The following is a 16,782-nucleotide window of genomic DNA, read 5'->3' on the forward strand; positions in this document are numbered from 1 at the left end:
CGACACCGCGACCGGAAACGCACCGTGGGCCCGGCCGCACCGGCGGCCGGGCCCACGGTCCTCGAACGGGCCCATGGTCCTCGGAGTGGGACGTCGCTCGTCAGGTCGTCGTACGGCGTCTGCGGCTGCCCGGCCTGCGCTCGCTCGGCCGGGTCACCGTCTCCCCGGCCTCCCGCGCCGACTCACGGCGCTGCGTGCCGAACGCGGCGAGCGCCTCGGCCAGCTTGTGCACCGAAGGCTCCGGCGAGAGGACGTCGACCCGCAGACCGTGCTCCTCGGCGGTCTTCGCCGTCGCGGGGCCGATACACGCGATCACCGTCACATTGTGCGGCTTGCCCGCGATACCGACGAGGTTCCGTACGGTCGAGGACGAGGTGAACAGCACGGCGTCGAAGCCTCCGCCCTTGATCGCCTCCCGGGTCTCGGCCGGCGGCGGCGAGGCGCGCACGGTGCGGTACGCCGTGACGTCGTCCACCTCCCAGCCCAGCTCGATCAGCCCGGCCACCAGCGTCTCGGTGGCGATGTCGGCCCGCGGCAGGAACACCCGGTCGATCGGGTCGAACACCGGGTCGTACGGCGGCCAGTCCTCCAGCAGTCCGGCGGCGGACTGCTCGCCCGAGGGCACCAGGTCCGGCTTCACCCCGAAGTCGACCAGCGCCGCGGCGGTCTGCTCGCCGACCGCCGCCACCTTGATCCCGGCGAACGCGCGGGCGTCGAGCCCGTACTCCTCGAACTTCTCCCGCACCGCCTTCACCGCGTTGACGGAGGTGAAGGCGATCCACTCGTACCGGCCGGTCACCAGGCCCTTGACCGCGCGCTCCATCTGCTGCGGCGTGCGCGGCGGCTCGACCGCGATGGTCGGCACCTCGTGCGGTACCGCGCCGTACGACCTGAGCTGGTCGGAAAGCGACGCGGCCTGCTCCTTCGTACGCGGCACGAGCACCTTCCAGCCGAACAGCGGCTTGGACTCGAACCACGCGAGCTGATCACGCTGCGCGGCGGCGCTGCGCTCACCGACCACGGCTATGACGGGCTGGTGTCCGTCCGGGGACGGCAGCACCTTCGCCTGCTTCAGCGTCTGCGCGATGGTGCCGAGCGTGGCCGTCCAGGTGCGCTGGCGCGTGGTCGTGCCGGCCACGGTGACGGTCATCGGGGTGTCGGGCTTGCGGCCCGCCGCGACGAGTTCACCGGCGGCGCCCGCGACCGACTCCAGGGTGGCGGAGACCACGACCGTGCCGTCGCTCGCGCCGACCTCGCTCCAGCAGCGGTCGCTGGCGGTCCTGGCGTCCACGAGCCGTACGTCCGTGCCCTGCGCGTCGCGCAACGGCACCCCGGCGTACGCCGGGACACCGACCGCGGCGGCGATACCGGGGACGACCTCGAAGGGAATGCCGGCGGAGGCGCAGGCGAGCATCTCCGTGCCCGCGTCCCCGTCCAGCCCCGGGTCCCCGGTGACCGCACGGACGACCCGCTTTCCGCCCCGCGCGGCCTCCATGACAAGATTGGCAGCATCCCGGATCGGGGGAATACCGGCGGCTGTTGACGCATCGTCGACAACCGTCAGTGCAGGGGTGCTCACTCCCGCCCTGGCATGGCTGCGTACCATTTCGAGCACATCGGGCTCGGCGATCAGTACATCCGCTCCCGCGAGCGCCTCGACGGCGCGGAGTGTCAGCAGACCCGGATCTCCGGGTCCTGCACCGAGGAAGGTGACGTGCCCCGATGCGGAGCAGGCCGACAGGTCAGAGGTGGTGGGGCTCAAAGTGCTCGCTCCCCCATAAGACCGGCCGCACCCTTGGCGAGCATCTCGGACGCGAGTTCGCGACCGAGCGCGACGGCGTCGCCGAGCGACGGGGGTACGGGACCGGTGATGGACAACTGCACCAGCGTCGAGCCGTCGGTCGTACCGACGACACCGCGCAGGCGCATTTCGTTGACAACCTGTCCGTCGGCCAGCAGGTCGGCCAGCGCACCCACAGGTGCGCTGCAGCCGGCCTCCAGGGCGGCGAGCAGGGATCGCTCCGCGGTCACGGCGACCCGGGTGTGCGGGTCGTCGAGTCCGGAGAGCAGGGCGGCGAGGTCCACGTTGACCGCGGCGCACTCGACGGCGAGGGCCCCCTGGCCGGGGGCGGGCAGGACGGTGTCGACCGGAAGGAAGTCGGTCACCTCGTCGGTCCTGCCGATCCGCTGAAGTCCGGCGGCGGCGAGCACGACGGCGTCGAGTTCCCCGCTGCGGACATAACCGATCCGGGTGTCGATGTTCCCCCGGATCGGGACGGTCTCGATGGTGAGGCCGTGGTCGCGCGCGTACGCGTTGAGCTGGGCCGTGCGGCGCGGCGAACCCGTACCGACGCGGGCACCGGCGGGCAGCCGCTCGAAGGTCAGCCCGTCCCGGGCGATCAGCACGTCCCTCGGGTCCTCGCGGCGCGGGACCGCCGCCAGCGTCAGCGCGTCGGGCTGCGCCGTCGGCAGGTCCTTGAGGGAGTGCACCGCGAAGTCGACCTCCCCGCTCAGCAGCGCGTCGCGCAGCGCGGTGACGAAGACGCCCGTGCCGCCGATCTGCGCGAGGTGCTCGCGGGAGGTGTCGCCGTACGTGGTGATCTCGACCAGCTCCACCGGCCGGCCGGACAGCTCGCGCACCGCCTCCGCCACCAGCCCGGACTGGGCCATGGCGAGCTTGCTGCGCCTCGTTCCGAGCCTCAGTGGCTTCTCGGGCCTCAGTGCCTTGTCGGTCATACTCGCCCTCTGCCTACACCGTCGGTGTCATTCAGGTCGGCCCGGCTGACGGCGGCGACCGTCTGCGGGTCGAGGTCGAAGAGTTCACGCAGCGCGTCCGCGTACCCGGCGCCGCCGGGCTCGCTCGCGAGCTGCTTGACCCGCACGGTGGGCGCGTGCAGGAGTTTGTCGACGACGCGGCGCACGGTCCTGGTGACCTCGGCGCGCTGCCTCTCGTCGAGATCGGGGAGCCTGCCGTCGAGGCGCGCGACCTCGCTACTCACCACCTCGGCGGCCATGGCGCGCAGCGCGACCACGGTCGGGGTGATGTGCGCGGCGCGCTGGGCGGCGCCGAAGGCGGCCACCTCGTCGGAGACGATGGTGCGCACCTGATCGACATCGGCGGCCATCGGGGCGTCGGCGGAGGCCTCGGCCAGTGATTCGATGTCCACGAGCCTGACCCCGCCGAGACGGTGCACGGCGGCGTCGACATCACGGGGCATGGCGAGGTCGAGCAGCGCCAGGGGAGCCCTGCGGCCGTACACCGCGGCCTCCACGGCGTCGGCGGTCAGCACCACACCGGTCGAGCCGGTGCAGGACACGACGACATCGGCACGTGTCAGCTCGTCACCGACGGCGCCCATGCCCACGGCGCGCGCGGTCACGCCCGTGCCGCCGGGCTGGCCGAGGATCTCCACGAGCCGGTCGGCGCGCGCGGCCGTGCGGTTGGCGACGACGATCTCGTCCACCCCGGCCCGCGCGAGCGTGGCGGCGGCCAGCGAGGACATCGAGCCCGCGCCGATCACCAGGGCGCTCGCGCCCTTGGCCCAGGCCTCCACCGCCCGGCCCGCGGCGAGCTGCTCCAGGCCGAAGGTGACCAGCGACTGTCCGGCCCGGTCGATACCGGTCTCGCTGTGGGCCCGCTTGCCGACCCGCAGCGCCTGCTGGAAGAGGTCGTTCAGCAGCCGGCCCGCGGTGTGCAGCTCCTGGCCGAGCGCCAGCGCGTCCTTGATCTGGGCGAGGATCTGGCCCTCGCCCACGACCATCGAGTCCAGACCGCAGGCCACCGAGAAGAGGTGGTGGACCGCGCGGTCCTCGTAGTGCACATAGAGATAGGGAGTCAGCTCTTCCAGCCCGACCCCGCTGTGCTGGGCGAGCAGCGTGGACAGCTCGGCCACTCCAGCGTGGAACTTGTCGACGTCGGCGTACAGCTCGATGCGGTTGCAGGTGACCAGAACGGCGGCCTCGGTCGCGGGCTCCGCGGCGAGCGCGTCCTGCAACAGCTTGACCTGGATGTCGGTGGGGAGCGAGACCCGCTCCAGCACACTCACCGGTGCGCTGCGGTGGCTCAGTCCGACGACGAGGAGACTCATGCCGGCATCACCGCCGGAACGTCGCCGTCGGGTCCCTTGCGGTTCGCGGCGGGGCCGTCGGCCGCGCCGTCGGTGAGGCTGTCACGCTCGGCCGCGGCGGCCAGGGCCGCTTCGGTGGCGGCCTCCTCGCCGGCCTTGCGCTGCTCGTGGAAGGCGAGGATCTGGAGTTCGATGGAGAGATCGACCTTCCGTACGTCCACCCCGTCGGGAACGGAGAGCACGGTCGGCGCGAAGTTGAGGATCGAGGTCACTCCGGCGGCGACCAGCCGCTCGCAGACCTGCTGGGCGGCGCCCGCGGGGGTCGCGATGACGCCGATGGAGACGCCGTTGTCGCTGATGATCCTCTCCAGCTCGTCCGAGTGCTGGACCGGCATTCCGGCGACCGGCTTGCCGGCCATCGCGGGGTCGGCGTCTATGAGCGCGGCGACCCGGAACCCGCGTGAGGCGAACCCGCCGTAGTTGGCGAGGGCGGCGCCGAGATTGCCGATACCGACGATGACGACCGGCCAGTCCTGGGTGAGCCCCAGCTCACGGGAGATCTGGTAGACGAGGTACTCGACGTCGTACCCGACGCCCCGGGTCCCGTACGAACCGAGGTAGGAGAAGTCCTTGCGCAGCTTCGCGGAGTTCACCCCGGCCGCGGTCGCGAGTTCCTCGGAGGAGACCGTGGGTACGGACCGCTCGGACAGAGCGGTCAGCGCCCGCAGATACAGCGGAAGCCTGGCGACGGTGGCCTCGGGGATTCCTCGGCTACGGGTCGCCGGTCGGTGAGTTCGGCCAGTTGCCACGGTGCTCCTGCGGGATGAGCGAGGCTGCAGGCGGCCGTATGTCCCAGGACCGCCCCGTCGAATGCAGGCTATGTCTTTGTGAACGCGTGCACAAAGATAGTGTCCGTTTTGTCCGAGCAAAGTGACCGGGGTCACGCATCCCGATCCGGCGATCCCGGAACCGGCGACCGCATCGACCCGTTGCACACATGAAGGGGGCAAAACCCCACACACTCCTTACGAATACGCCCCCGAGACCGCTCCCCGCACCCACCCGGGACCGGCCCCCGGACCTCCGGCCCCGGCGTCCGCGCCGGACCGTGGCCCGGACCTCTCTCCCCAGAGAAAGCCCGGCAAAGCGCCCACGATGGTAACCGTCTTTTCCGTCAGGCCCCCAGTTCCCGGCGCAGGCGATCGGCGTCCACCCGCCAGAAGGTGTGCTGCTCGCCGTCCACCAGCACCACCGGGATCTGCTCCCAGTACGCGCGATACAGCGCCTCGTCCTGCGTGATGTCTTTTTCCTCCCAGGATGCCCCGGTCTCCGAGCACACCGACTCGACCACCGCACGCGCATCGTCACAGAGATGGCATCCCGGCTTCGAGACAAGTGTCACCACCCGCTCGCCGGCCTTCTTCTTCGTCGTACGCCGCAACAGAGGACTCATGCGGCCCATTCTGCGCCCGAGCGGGACCCGGGAGGCCCGGTCGTCCACAGGCCGCCCTCGATCGCCCGATTAACGCACCGGCCGCGCAGAGTTCACCCCATGGCATCCCCACCCGTCAGGCAGTTCCGAACAGACTGGCTATGCTCACGCTATGGCCGCACTGGGATGGCTCACCCCCCGTAAGCGCTCCGCCACAGCCCGGAGCGTGCTCGCGGGCGAGGCCGCAGCCGAGGCAGGACTGAAGTCCACACAGACGCGGGAAGCTCCGCCGTCGCGGCGGCCCCGCGACGAGACGCCGGTCTTCCCCGTCGTGGGGGACGCCCGCGCCGCCGCCTTCTTCGATCTCGACAACACCGTGATGCAGGGCGCCGCCCTCTTCCACTTCGGCCGGGGCCTGTACAAGAGGAAGTTCTTCCAGCGCCGGGAGCTGGCCCGGTTCGCCTGGCAGCAGACCTGGTTCCGGCTGGCCGGGGTCGAGGACCCCGAGCACATGCAGGACGCCCGCGACAGCGCCCTGTCCATCGTCAAGGGCCACCGGGTCGCCGAGCTGATGTCCATCGGCGAGGAGATCTACGACGAGTACATGGCCGACCGCATCTGGCCCGGCACCCGGGCCCTCGCACAGGCCCACCTCGACGCGGGCCAGCAGGTCTGGCTGGTGACGGCCGCGCCCGTCGAGACGGCGACGATCATCGCGCGCAGGCTCGGTCTGACCGGGGCCCTCGGCACCGTCGCCGAGTCGGTCGGCGGGATCTACACCGGCAAGCTCGTCGGCGAACCGCTGCACGGCCCGGCGAAGGCGGAGGCCGTCCGCGCCCTGGCCGCCCGCGAGGACTTCGACCTGGACCGCTGCGCCGCGTACAGCGACTCGCACAACGACATCCCCATGCTCTCGCTGGTCGGCCACCCGTACGCCATCAACCCGGACGCCAAGCTCCGCAAGCACGCGCGCCGGCTCGACTGGCGGCTGCGCGACTACCGGACCGGCCGCAAGGCGGCCAAGGTCGGCATCCCGGCGGCGGCCGGGGTCGGCGCGCTCGCCGGCGGCACGGCCGCCGCGGTCGCCCTGCACCGCCGCCGCCGCTGACCGGCCCCTACACCCCTCGGCGGGCCCGCACCACTCGGCCGCTCCGCACGCCGGGCCGGCCCGTACCCCCGGTCGGCGCACGCTCCCGGCGCACGCTCGGTCCCTCACGCCCCCAGGCCCTCACCCGCGGGTGAGCCCGCGCCCGCGGCGCGCCCGGGCGTCTTCCCCGTTCCCGGCCCTCTCCCGGTCCGTCGGCGCCCCGGTCCACGCCCGGCCCCCGCGCCCGCTCCCCGCCCGGCCGTCCGTACGCGACACGCCGACCGCGCGGACCGGCGGAGCGCCCCCGCACAAGCCCAATCCGGCCTTCTACCCGCGGGAACGCGCGGCCAGTCACGGGGTCATCACTCAGGCACAACCCATCACGACACCAGGCAGATCTTGACGCAATCTGATCAATAAACGGTCACGATGTGCTACTTGATACGCCGCCTAGGCGTCACGGAAGCGACGTAATCGATGATTTGAGCAACTGGGTGTAGCACTGCCTGTACGAAGCGTTATTCTCCTCAGACGCATACCGGACCCCACACGTCGCCACGACGGGTGAACGGTCCCGCACTGCACGTGATGGAAGCTCTGCCTCTGGGAGTCCCGTGTACCCACACGTCGGGGTTGACGCCTCGGGCCTGGCTACGCTGCGCGCAACGGTCCTCGACCACTTGCGCGGCTTCGTCCCCACCGCGTACGCCGTCCCCGCCCTCGCCGCCACGGCCCCTGCCGTGAGCGGCCCTATCGGTCCTTGTTATGCCCTGGCGAACGGCGGTGCGGCGGTCGGCAGACGGGGAAGCCGCGGCTCCACCCCCGCCGCCTCCACCGCCGCACGCCGCCCCACCGCCGACAGCGACAGCGCCCGCATGATGGAGCTCGTCGAGCGCGCCCAGGCCGGTGAGGCCGAGGCCTTCGGCCGGCTGTACGACCAGTACAGCGACACCGTCTACCGCTACATCTACTACCGCGTGGGCGGAAAGGCGACCGCGGAGGACCTCACCAGTGAGACGTTCCTGCGCGCCCTGCGCCGTATCTCCACGTTCACCTATCAGGGGCGCGACTTCGGCGCCTGGCTGGTCACCATCGCCCGCAATCTGGTCGCCGACCACTTCAAGTCGAGCCGTTTCCGTCTCGAAGTGACCACAGGCGAAATGCTCGACGCCAACGAGGTCGAGCGCAGCCCGGAGGACTCGGTCCTGGAGTCCCTCTCGAACGCCGCCCTGCTGGAAGCCGTACGGAAACTCAATCCGCAGCAGCAGGAGTGCGTCACCCTCCGCTTCCTCCAGGGCCTCTCGGTCGCGGAGACGGCCAGGGTCATGGGCAAGAACGAAGGAGCGATCAAGACATTGCAGTACCGAGCCGTCCGTACGCTGGCCAGGCTCCTCCCGGAAGACGCACGCTGACCGCCGCCGCCTTTCCGCGCGGCCGTCCGCCTCCCCCCACCCCCTCACCCCCCTCATACACCCTCCGCATCCCTCATCGTGGCGTCAACTCACCGTCGGTGACGCCTCGATGACGCACTGGTCGGATCATCCTTCGCGCGTAACCCAAGTGCCGAGCCGCTCGTTGTGCGGGTGCAGGCTCCCTGCGGTCACGCCATGCCCGCAGCCACTCACTCACTCGTGTGGATGTGCTCAAGGCGTGCAACCTTCCGGACCCCCAGGGGAGTCGATCGTCATGACGAGAGGAGGTGCCGCCAGTGATCGCGAACGTTTCGGCACACCGGCGGGCGAACGCCTTCGCCCAGGCCCTGGAAGACCAGACGGTCCAGGGCGCGGCGGCCGGACAACAGCCCGCCGATTCGGCCGAACCGGCCGAACAGGGGCGGCTGTTGGCTCTGGCGAAGGGCCTCGGCGAACTGCCGAAACCCACGCTGGACCCCGAGGTCAAAGTGGTGCAGCGAGCCCAGCTCGTGGCAGCCATGGAGGCCATGCTGCTGGAGGGCACAGCTACCGGGGGGGTGTCTCCGAGCCCTACGGTGCCCGAGCAGCGGACCTCCGGCCGGGGTGCCCACCGGGCCTCCCGGCTCCGGAAGCTGCGCCCCAGATCCCGCTGGTCCAAAGGCCTCGCGGCCGGCGGACTCACGGTCGGCGTGGCGGCGGGCGCGTTCGGCGGGGTGGCGGCCGCCAGTTCCGACGCCCTGCCCGGTGACTCGCTGTACGGGCTGAAGCGCGGCATGGAGGACTTCAAGCTCAATCTGGCGGACGGTGAGTCCGACCGCGGCGAGCTGTATCTCGACCATGCCTCGACCCGGCTCAGCGAAGCCCGGCGGCTGATGGAGCGGGACCGCTCGGGCCGGCTCGACCACGAATCCATGGCCGAGATCCGGCGCACCCTGCGCGGGATGAAGCACGACGCGTCCGAGGGCCACCGCCTGCTTCACCAGGCATACGAACGGGACGGCTCCCTCGGCCCGATCGCCACGCTCTCATCGTTCTCGGCCTCGCACCGCAAGACCTGGAACGGACTGCGCGAACGGCTGCCCGTCCAGCTCACGGATGTCGGCAACGAAGTGAGTTCGGTGTTCGACGCCATAGACGAAGAGGTCGCCCCGCTCCAGTCGCTGCTGCCCCGTGCCCCGGACGCCCGTCCGGGCACCATCACCCACCCCGGCGCCACCCAGGACTCCAAGGGCACCGGCCACCCCGACCGCCCCTCACCCAGCTCACCGAGTACGGACGGCGGCGGCTCGCACGCCAGCGATGAGCCGCACGCACCGGGCCGGCACTCGGAGAGCTCGTCCGAGGAGGGCCTGCTCGGCGGCGGTACGGGCGGACTGTTCGACCCGCCGTCGAACAGCGCCACCCCGTCGCCGTCCGAGAACCAGAACGGCACCGACCGTCCGGGCCCCGATGTCACGATCCCGCCCCTGCTGCCGGATCTGCTGCCGGGTCTGGGCATCAAGGCCGACGACGTGGAGTGATACCCGCGGTACGCGTGAGGCGCGGTGCTCTCCCGGGAGAGCACCGCGCCTCACGCACACCCGGCCTTCCGGCCGTCAGAAGAACACCGAGCGGCGCTGCACCAGCAGCTTGTAGAGCGTGTGCTGGATCTGCTCACGGACCTGATCCGTCAGATTGAACATCAGCATCGGGTCCTCCGCCGCCTCCGGCGGATAGCCGTCCGTCGGGATCGGCTCACCGAACTGGATCGTCCACTTCGTCGGCAGCGGCAGCAGCCCGAGCGGTCCCAGCCAGGGGAACGTCGGCGTGATCGGGAAGTACGGAATGCCCAGCAGCCGCGCCAGCGTCCGCGCGTTGCCGATCATCGGATAGATCTCCTCCGCCCCGACGATCGAACAGGGCACGATCGGCACCCCCGCCCGCAACGCCGTGGAGACGAACCCGCCGCGGCCGAAGCGCTGAAGCTTGTAGCGGTCACCGAACGGCTTGCCGATGCCCTTGAAGCCCTCCGGCATCACCCCGACGACCTCACCGCGCTCCAGCAGCCGCTCCGCGTCCTCCGCGCACGCCAGCGTGTGCCCGGCCTTCCGCGCCAGCTCGTTGAAGACGGGCAGCATGAAGACCAGATCGGCGGCGAGCAGCCGCAGATGCCGCTCCGCCGGATGGTTGTCATGGACGGCGACCTGCATCATCAGCCCGTCCAGCGGCAGCGTCCCGGAGTGATTGGCGACCACGAGCGCCCCGCCGTCCGACGGGATGTTCTCGATGCCCTTCACCTCGACCCGGAAGTAGTTCTCGTAGAGCGGCCGGATCAACGACATCAGGACCTGATCGGTGAGTTCCTTGTCATAGCCGAACTCGTCGACCTCGTACTCCCCCGTGAGCCGCCGGCGCAGAAACGCCAGCCCGCCGGCGATCCGTCGCTCCCAGCCGCTGCCGCCGTCCTGCTCGTGGAGCGCCTGGCCGACCGCGACGGCGGCCGCGGCCGCCGCGGAGGCGGACAGCCCGCCGGCCGGCTCGCCCTCCCCCGGCCCCGGCTCCCCCGGCTCCCGCTGTCCCGCGTCCGGCTCGGGAACGGGCTTCAGCGGACCCGCCGTACGCGCCGGCCCCGGACCCGCATCCGGGCCCGCGCCCTGCGCCGTGCCCGAGCCGGGCCCCGCCCCCGCGGCCTGCGAGCGCTTCGCGGCGGCGTCCTTGGCGTGCTGTCGCCGGCCGCTCGCGGATCCACGCCTCGACCTCGGTTCGTCACCGAAGGGGATGACCTTGGCATCAGCCATGTCAGATGCGCTCCTTGCTGACGAGAGTGGAGAGCCGGTCCACGGTACGGGCCACGGCCTCGGGCGGCAGCAGCCCGGCACCCCGGCTCCGGGCGAAGTCCGCGAAGGCCTCCGCGGTCGAGTACCTCGGCACAAAACCCAGTGTCTCGCGCATCTGGGCGGTACTGACGACCCGGCCATGGGTCAGCAGCCTGATCTGCTCCGGCGAGAAGTCCGTCATCCCGACCGTGCGCAGCGCCGAGCCGACCCAGGTCACCGTGGGCAGGGGCACGGGCACCGTGGGCCGCCCCAGCCGCCGGGAGCACTGCGACAGCAGCAGCACGCCCTCGCCGGCGACATTGAACGTCCCGCTGTTGAGCGTGCCGCGCCGCGGGTCGTCCGAGGCGATCATCAGCACATCGATGACATCGTCCTCATGGACGAACTGGAGCCGGGGGTCGAAACCGAAAACCGTCGGCAGGACCGGCAGGGACAAATACTCGGCGAGCGGAGAATCCGCCGCGGGCCCCAGGATGTTCGCGAAACGCAGGACACAGACAGCCACATCGGGCCTGCGGCGCGCGAAGCCCCGTACATACCCCTCGACCTCCACCGCGTCCTTGGCGAACCCCCCGCTCGGCAGCGACTTGGGCGGCGTGGTCTCGGTGAAAACCGCCGGATCGCGGGGCGCCGATCCGTACACGCTCGTGCTGGACTTGACCACGAGCCGTTTCACGGACGGCGACTTCTGGCAGGCGCCGAGAAGCTGCATCGTGCCGATGACATTGGTCTCCTTGACCGCGGCCCGGCCGCCGCCCGTGCCCAGCGGAGTACCCGTCACATCCATGTGCACCACCGTGTCGACGGCGTGCTCGGCGAGCACCCGGGTGATGGCGGGCCGGCGGATATCGGCACGGACGAATTCCGCGTCGCCGAGTTGATGCGGGGGATCGACCGCGTCCACGGCGATCACCCGGTCGACACCGGGGTCCCGTTGCACACGCCGTACGAAACGGCCGCCGAGCTGGCGGGCCGCTCCCGTCACGAGCACGACCTTGCCCAAGATCAGCGCCTTCCCTAGAAAAGGTCTCCCTACGCGTCACCGTAGCTGGTCGTTATTGCACGACCGTGACCGTACGACGCGTCGCACGGCACTTTCACCGGCAAACACCGCGGCCCTCCCACCGTGCCGGTGGAAGGGCCGCGAATGCACGAACAGCTGCCGCCTACTTCTTGTTGCGACGCTGGACGCGGGTGCGCTTGAGCAGCTTGCGGTGCTTCTTCTTGGCCATCCGCTTGCGCCGCTTCTTGATAACAGAGCCCACGACTACCCTCGCTCACTTCTCTTCACTCGGTGCGGGGCGTCTGGGCCCACACGACCTACGTCGGCCTAGCCTACCCGTCGCCGAGTGAGGGACGTAATCCGAGGGACGTCCTAGGCGGACTCAACCCCCACAAAGGACTCGCGGAGATACTCGTGAACCGCTTGCTCCGGAACCCGGAATGACCTGCCCACCCGGATCGCCGGCAGATGACCGCTGTGCACCAAGCGGTACACGGTCATCTTCGACACTCGCATCACCGAGGCGACCTCCGCCACGGTAAGGAACTTGACCTCGTTGAGAGGCCTCTCGCTGCCAGCAGCCATGACCCACCTGTACCTTCCGCACACGACGGCCACCGGCTTCCCCTCCGGTAACTCTTCGTCGCTGTGCGCTCACATCCAGACTAGGGGCGGGTGATGCGAGTGGGGAAGAGGAGCAGCCTTCGGCCGCCTACTGTGACAGACATGCCCGATTGAGTACATAGCGCGTCAGCGGCAGGTAGTGCGCGGACAGCACGGCATCGTCAAGTGGAACGGCTACGGACACGCGCCCCTCGGCCTCCCCGACGAACAGCGCGGGATCGTCCGCGGCGGCCAGACCGATCGCCTCAATGCCCAGCTGACCTGCCCCGCAGACCCATCCGTGGTCTCCGACGACCAGCCCGGGAAGCGGCCCGCCGGAGTCGGCCAGACCCTCCAGAGCGGCCCGAACCGGCAGGGGCGAGTGGGTATGTGCGCCGGTCTCACGCCCTGCACCCCGCACGCCGGGTTCCCGCACCAGCGCGACGCCCCGTACGTAGTCGAGGTTGCACATGCGTACGCCGAACCGGGTCGTTATGTCGATACATCGCCCCTGCGCCGGGGTGAGGACGAGACATCCCGCCGCCGACAAAGCGTCTGCCAGACCTGCGTAGAAACCGAGCAGCCGGTGCGGATGCCCCGTCCCGAACAGCACCGGCGCCCCGCGTGCCGCGACCGCGCGCAGCCGTCCGGCGAACGCGTCCAGCGCGCCCAGCGTCAGCTCCGGGTCGATCACCTCGCCGCCCGTGACCCGGCCTGGATCCGGCGAGACCCCGCACCTGTCCGCCATCAGGCCGAGCAACTCCCGCTCACCCCATGCCCGTTCGGGTTCGAGTCCGATCGTGACACGGGGATCGCGCGCGGCGAAAAGACGGTAGCTGCGCAGGCTGTCCTCGCGCGAGGTGGCGACGGGACCGGCCAGCCCGGCCGCCAGCAGATGCGCCCGCAGCGCTCCGGTGCTCAACACCTCCCCGATGCTTCCCGCTCCGGCGCCGGGCCGGGGCCGGAACCCCGGATTCACCGCACAGTTGGCGTAACGGACCACCCGTCGGCCCACCGAACCACGGCCGGACGCCGGCGCAGGAGCCAGGGCCGGCAGCGGCACCGAGGCCGGGACCGGGACCGGCGAGCCGGTGTCGTCGGCCGACCGCTGAGTCCTGTCCGAGGGGGCAGGGCCTAGGCCAGCAGCCCCCGCAGCGGGAACACCGCCTTCCGCGTCGCCAGGATCGCCTGGTCCAGCCGGTCGGCCGGGTCGTACCCCGCCTCCCACGGCTGCCAGCTCGGCGTCCGGCCGTCCGTCATCCGCCCCGGACCCAACTGCCGGGTCCGCGCGTACACCTCGCTCTTCCAGGACTCCGGTACCACCGACTCCGGTTCGACCGGGGCATGCCCCGCGATGCCCACGAGATGTGTCCAGGACCGCGGCACCACATCGACCACCGCGTAACCACCGCCGCCGAGCGCCACCCACCGCCCGCCGTCGACGTACTCGTGCGCCAGTTCATGACACGACGCCTGCACGGCGCGCTGCGCGTCGAGCGACACCGCCAGATGCGCCAGCGGATCGTCGAAGTGCGTGTCCGCGCCGTGCTGGGTCACCAGCGCCTCCGGCCGGAAGTCCGCCAGCAGCTCGGGCACCACCGAATGGAACGCGCGCAGCCAGCCCTCGTCGCCCGTCCCGGCCGGCAGCGCCACATTCACCGCACTGCCCTCGGCCGCCCCGCCACCGGTCTCCTCCGCCCAGCCGGTCTGCGGGAAGAGCGTCCGCGGATGCTCGTGCAGCGAGATCGTCAGGACGCGCGGATCCTCCCAGAACGCCGTCTGGACGCCGTCCCCGTGGTGCACGTCCACATCGATGTACGCGACGCGCTCCGCGCCCAGCTCCAGCAGCCGTGCGACCGCCAGGGCCGCGTCGTTGTAGATGCAGAAGCCGGACGCCGCCCCCGGCATCGCGTGGTGCAGCCCGCCCGCGAAGTTCACGGCGTGCGCGGCCTCCCCGTTCCAGACGGCCTCCGCCGCGCCGACCGACAGCCCGGCGATCAGTGCCGAGGCCTCGTGCATCCCGGCGAAGGCCGGGTCGTCCATCGTGCCCAGGCCGTACGACCCGTCCGCGGTACGCGGATTCAGCGAGACCCGCCGTACCGCGTCCACATACTCCTGCTGGTGGACGAGCCGCAGTGTCGAGTCCCCGGCGGCGGGCGCGGTCGTCACCTCCACCGCTCTGTCGAGCCCGTAGGCCCGCACCAATCCCATGGTCAACGAGAGCCGGACCGGATCCATCGGATGGCTGGACCCGAAGTCGTACCCCGTAACCGCGTCATCCCACATCAACCGTGCGCGAGCGCTCATGCCCGCCACCGTATCGGGCCGGATCCGTCCCGAACGAGCGGGCGTACACCAGAGTCACCAGAACCATGACCATCGGCACGAGCATCGCGCCGCGGTGGTTCCAGGCCTCCCCCACCACACCCACCAGCGGCGATCCGATCAGAAAACCCACGTAGTTGAAGACGTTGAGCCGTGCGACGGCGGCATCACTGGAGGCGGGAAACAGCCGGCCGGCCGCCGCGAACGTCTGCGGCACGATCACACACAGCCCGAGCCCCAGCATCGTGAACCCGAGGATGCCCACCCACGCGCCGCTCGCCAGCGCCACCACCGCGAACCCGGCCCCCGCCAGCAGCGTCCCGCAGCGCACGACGGCCACCGGCCCGAACCGCCGTACCCCCAGATCCCCCACGGCGCGTCCCAGCAGTGTGGTGACCATATAGGCGTTGTACGGAACGGTCGCCAGCTCCTCCGAACCGCCCAGCACGTCCTGAAGGTATGTGGCGCTCCAGTTCGACACCGTGGAGTCACCGATGTACGCGAAGGCCATCACCAGACAGAGGGGCAGCAGCAGCCGGAACGCGACAGGCCGCCCGGCGCCTTGACGGTCGGCATCCGGGGCGGCAGCACGCTCGGCGTCCCGTCCGGCGCCCCGCCCCGCGTCCGCGTACCAGCGGCTCCCGATCAGCGCGGCCGGCAGCAGCACCGCCACCACCGGCAGATACGACACCAGCAACGACAGATCCCCATGGGCACCCGCCCAGGCGAGCGAGGCCCCGGCGATACCGCCCAGGCTGTACACGGCGTGGAAACCGAGCATGATGCTGCGCCCGTACGCCCGCTGGAGGCCGACGCCCAGCATGTTCATGGACGCGTCCAGCGCACCGACCGCGAGCCCGAACGCCGCCAGGGCGAGCGCGAGCTGCCACACCGCGTCCCCCGCCCCGACGCCGAGCAGCGCCAGCAGTACCACGGGCTGCGCCCAGCGCAGGACCACTCCCGGCCGCATCCGGACGACCAGCTTCTCGGTGACGACACTGCCGACACCGGCGAGCACGGGGACAGCGGCGAGAAAGGCGGGGAGGAGCCCATCCGATATCCCGTACCGGTCCTGGATCGCGGGGATACGCGTCACGAGCAGGGCGAAGGTCACTCCCTGGACGAAGAAGCTCAGCGCCAGGGACACACGACCGTGCCGCAACCGAGCGTCTCTCGCACCCGCCGCATCTGTCATGGCCGGACAGCGTAGGGCGATCCGCTACCTCTGGGTAGATGGATCACACAAGAGACGGGGCAAGGGCTCAGACGGCTGATCCGTCGAGCAGGCCCGGCAGTTCGGCCATGGTGGAGAAGTACGCGGTGGCGCCGGCGAGCTCCGCGGCCGGCGTCATCGCCGTGAACGCGTAGACATCCATCCCGGCCGATCTGGCCGCGGCGACCCCGAGGGGGCTGTCCTCCACCACGGCGCATCGCGAGGGGGCCACCCGCATCCGCTCGGCGGCGTGGAGAAAGAGATCAGGTGCCGGCTTGCCCCGCCCGACATCCTGCGCGCTGAAGATGATCCGGTCCTCGAACCAGCGGTCCAGCCCGGTTTTACGATGCCCTACCCGGATCCGCTCATGGCTTCCTGACGAGGCGACGCAGTACGGCACACCATCGGCGGCCAGCTTCCCCACTATCTCGACCACGCCTTCGACCGGCTCCAACTCCCGCTCGAAGGCGGCGAAGACACGGGCGTGCAGGGTGTCGTCGAAATCCGCGGGAAGACGCCGGCCCGTCCGCTCCTCGACAAGATCGTGGACGCGATGGACAGCGGCTCCCATGTAGTCCCGAAGGGAGTCCTCGTACGAGGTCGGGTGACCCAATTCCGTGAGATAGGCGGCCAGGATGGTGTTGGAGAGTGGCTCGCTGTCGACAAGGACGCCGTCGTTGTCGAAAATGATCAGTTCGTAGCGCATACATCGACCTTAGACGCAGAACTGGCCGTGAACGCAGAAATGCCCCGCACCATAACGGTGCGGGGCATCCCCACAATAATTGTTCGGCGGCGTCCTACTCTCCCACAGGGTCCCCCCT

16 protein-coding genes are annotated in these 16,782 nt (G+C 70.7%); 3 read left to right on the top strand and 13 right to left on the bottom strand.

Translation table 11 applies throughout. From position 1 onward, the window contains the following. Positions 1-100: 100 nt before the first annotated feature. From ACFYYH_RS13090 to ACFYYH_RS13110, 5 genes are all read right to left on the bottom strand, one after another. Positions 101-1,762: a uroporphyrinogen-III synthase gene (locus tag ACFYYH_RS13090; RefSeq protein WP_388549629.1), complete on the bottom strand. Its 1,662-nt coding sequence runs from the start codon at positions 1,760-1,762 to the stop codon at positions 101-103. Then, a complete protein-coding gene (gene hemC / locus ACFYYH_RS13095; protein WP_388549632.1) occupies positions 1,759-2,736 on the bottom strand; it encodes a hydroxymethylbilane synthase in 978 nt (325 codons plus the stop codon). Before hemC ends, ACFYYH_RS13090 begins: the two co-directional genes overlap by 4 nt. Next, positions 2,733-4,088 carry a glutamyl-tRNA reductase gene (locus tag ACFYYH_RS13100; protein WP_388549634.1) on the bottom strand — a complete coding sequence of 452 codons (1,356 nt, stop codon included), beginning with the start codon at positions 4,086-4,088 and terminating at the stop codon, positions 2,733-2,735. The genes hemC and ACFYYH_RS13100 overlap by 4 nt, the downstream gene beginning before the upstream one ends. Further along, entirely contained in the window at positions 4,085-4,876 is a 792-nt protein-coding gene (locus ACFYYH_RS13105) for a redox-sensing transcriptional repressor Rex (protein ID WP_388549637.1), read from the bottom strand. Before ACFYYH_RS13105 ends, ACFYYH_RS13100 begins: the two co-directional genes overlap by 4 nt. Before the next feature lie 365 nt (positions 4,877-5,241). Continuing rightward, entirely contained in the window at positions 5,242-5,520 is a 279-nt protein-coding gene (locus ACFYYH_RS13110) for a glutaredoxin family protein (protein ID WP_388549639.1), read from the bottom strand. A gap of 151 nt (positions 5,521-5,671) precedes the next feature. On the opposite strand from ACFYYH_RS13110, the gene ACFYYH_RS13115 reads away from it, so the two are divergent. The 3 genes from ACFYYH_RS13115 to ACFYYH_RS13125 all read left to right on the top strand — a co-directional run bounded on the left by ACFYYH_RS13115 (position 5,672) and on the right by ACFYYH_RS13125 (position 9,518). After that, positions 5,672-6,607: an HAD family hydrolase gene (locus ACFYYH_RS13115; RefSeq protein ID WP_388549641.1), complete on the top strand. Its 936-nt coding sequence runs from the start codon at positions 5,672-5,674 to the stop codon at positions 6,605-6,607. A 593-nt stretch (positions 6,608-7,200) separates the two neighbouring features. Continuing rightward, entirely contained in the window at positions 7,201-7,998 is a 798-nt protein-coding gene (locus tag ACFYYH_RS13120) for an ECF subfamily RNA polymerase sigma factor, BldN family (protein ID WP_388549643.1), read from the top strand. 296 nt (positions 7,999-8,294) lie between these two features. Next, positions 8,295-9,518, top strand: a complete 1,224-nt coding sequence (locus tag ACFYYH_RS13125) for a DUF5667 domain-containing protein (protein ID WP_388549645.1) — start codon at positions 8,295-8,297, stop codon at positions 9,516-9,518. A 75-nt stretch (positions 9,519-9,593) separates the two neighbouring features. Here ACFYYH_RS13125 and ACFYYH_RS13130 read toward each other — a convergent pair whose 3' ends face one another. From ACFYYH_RS13130 to ACFYYH_RS13165, 8 genes are all read right to left on the bottom strand, one after another. Next, positions 9,594-10,775 carry a lysophospholipid acyltransferase family protein gene (locus ACFYYH_RS13130; RefSeq protein WP_388549647.1) on the bottom strand — a complete coding sequence of 394 codons (1,182 nt, stop codon included), beginning with the start codon at positions 10,773-10,775 and terminating at the stop codon, positions 9,594-9,596. A gap of 1 nt (position 10,776) precedes the next feature. Then, complete coding sequence (locus tag ACFYYH_RS13135) at positions 10,777-11,817, bottom strand: NAD-dependent epimerase/dehydratase family protein (protein WP_388549649.1); 1,041 nt, start codon at positions 11,815-11,817, stop codon at positions 10,777-10,779. 163 nt (positions 11,818-11,980) lie between these two features. Next, the gene (locus tag ACFYYH_RS13140; RefSeq protein ID WP_003948845.1) at positions 11,981-12,079 is read right to left on the bottom strand and encodes a 30S ribosomal protein bS22; all 99 of its coding nucleotides are present in this window, start codon (positions 12,077-12,079) and stop codon (positions 11,981-11,983) included. Positions 12,080-12,189: 110 nt separating this feature from the next. Beyond that, positions 12,190-12,402 carry a helix-turn-helix domain-containing protein gene (locus tag ACFYYH_RS13145; protein ID WP_014046653.1) on the bottom strand — a complete coding sequence of 71 codons (213 nt, stop codon included), beginning with the start codon at positions 12,400-12,402 and terminating at the stop codon, positions 12,190-12,192. 127 nt (positions 12,403-12,529) lie between these two features. Next, the gene (locus ACFYYH_RS13150) at positions 12,530-13,345 is read right to left on the bottom strand and encodes a phosphatase (protein ID WP_388549652.1); all 816 of its coding nucleotides are present in this window, start codon (positions 13,343-13,345) and stop codon (positions 12,530-12,532) included. Positions 13,346-13,554: 209 nt separating this feature from the next. Continuing rightward, positions 13,555-14,727 (bottom strand): acetoin utilization protein AcuC, encoded by a 1,173-nt coding sequence (locus tag ACFYYH_RS13155; RefSeq protein WP_388549653.1) that lies wholly within the window; start codon positions 14,725-14,727, stop codon positions 13,555-13,557. Further along, positions 14,696-15,940, bottom strand: a complete 1,245-nt coding sequence (locus ACFYYH_RS13160; RefSeq protein WP_388549655.1) for an MFS transporter — start codon at positions 15,938-15,940, stop codon at positions 14,696-14,698. The genes ACFYYH_RS13155 and ACFYYH_RS13160 overlap by 32 nt, the downstream gene beginning before the upstream one ends. Before the next feature lie 67 nt (positions 15,941-16,007). Next, positions 16,008-16,664, bottom strand: a complete 657-nt coding sequence (locus ACFYYH_RS13165; protein ID WP_388549657.1) for an HAD family hydrolase — start codon at positions 16,662-16,664, stop codon at positions 16,008-16,010. Positions 16,665-16,782: the final 118 nt, after the last annotated feature.

It is taken from the genome of Streptomyces sp. NPDC002018, assembly GCF_042890865.1.
GTDB lineage: Bacteria > Actinomycetota > Actinomycetes > Streptomycetales > Streptomycetaceae > Streptomyces.

Excerpts from the sequence above, each read along its gene's own strand:
- ACFYYH_RS13110 (WP_388549639.1), bottom strand. The coding sequence starts at position 5,520 with ATGAGTCCTCTGTTGCGGCGTACGACGAAGAAGAAGGCCGGCGAGCGG.
- ACFYYH_RS13155 (WP_388549653.1), bottom strand. The coding sequence starts at position 14,727 with ATGAGCGCTCGCGCACGGTTGATGTGGGATGACGCGGTTACGGGGTAC.
- ACFYYH_RS13130 (WP_388549647.1), bottom strand. The coding sequence starts at position 10,775 with ATGGCTGATGCCAAGGTCATCCCCTTCGGTGACGAACCGAGGTCGAGG.
- ACFYYH_RS13100 (WP_388549634.1), bottom strand. The coding sequence starts at position 4,088 with ATGAGTCTCCTCGTCGTCGGACTGAGCCACCGCAGCGCACCGGTGAGT.
- hemC (WP_388549632.1), bottom strand. The coding sequence starts at position 2,736 with ATGACCGACAAGGCACTGAGGCCCGAGAAGCCACTGAGGCTCGGAACG.
- ACFYYH_RS13160 (WP_388549655.1), bottom strand. The coding sequence starts at position 15,940 with ATGACAGATGCGGCGGGTGCGAGAGACGCTCGGTTGCGGCACGGTCGT.
- ACFYYH_RS13115 (WP_388549641.1), top strand. The coding sequence starts at position 5,672 with ATGGCCGCACTGGGATGGCTCACCCCCCGTAAGCGCTCCGCCACAGCC.
- ACFYYH_RS13145 (WP_014046653.1), bottom strand. The coding sequence starts at position 12,402 with ATGGCTGCTGGCAGCGAGAGGCCTCTCAACGAGGTCAAGTTCCTTACC.
- ACFYYH_RS13165 (WP_388549657.1), bottom strand. The coding sequence starts at position 16,664 with ATGCGCTACGAACTGATCATTTTCGACAACGACGGCGTCCTTGTCGAC.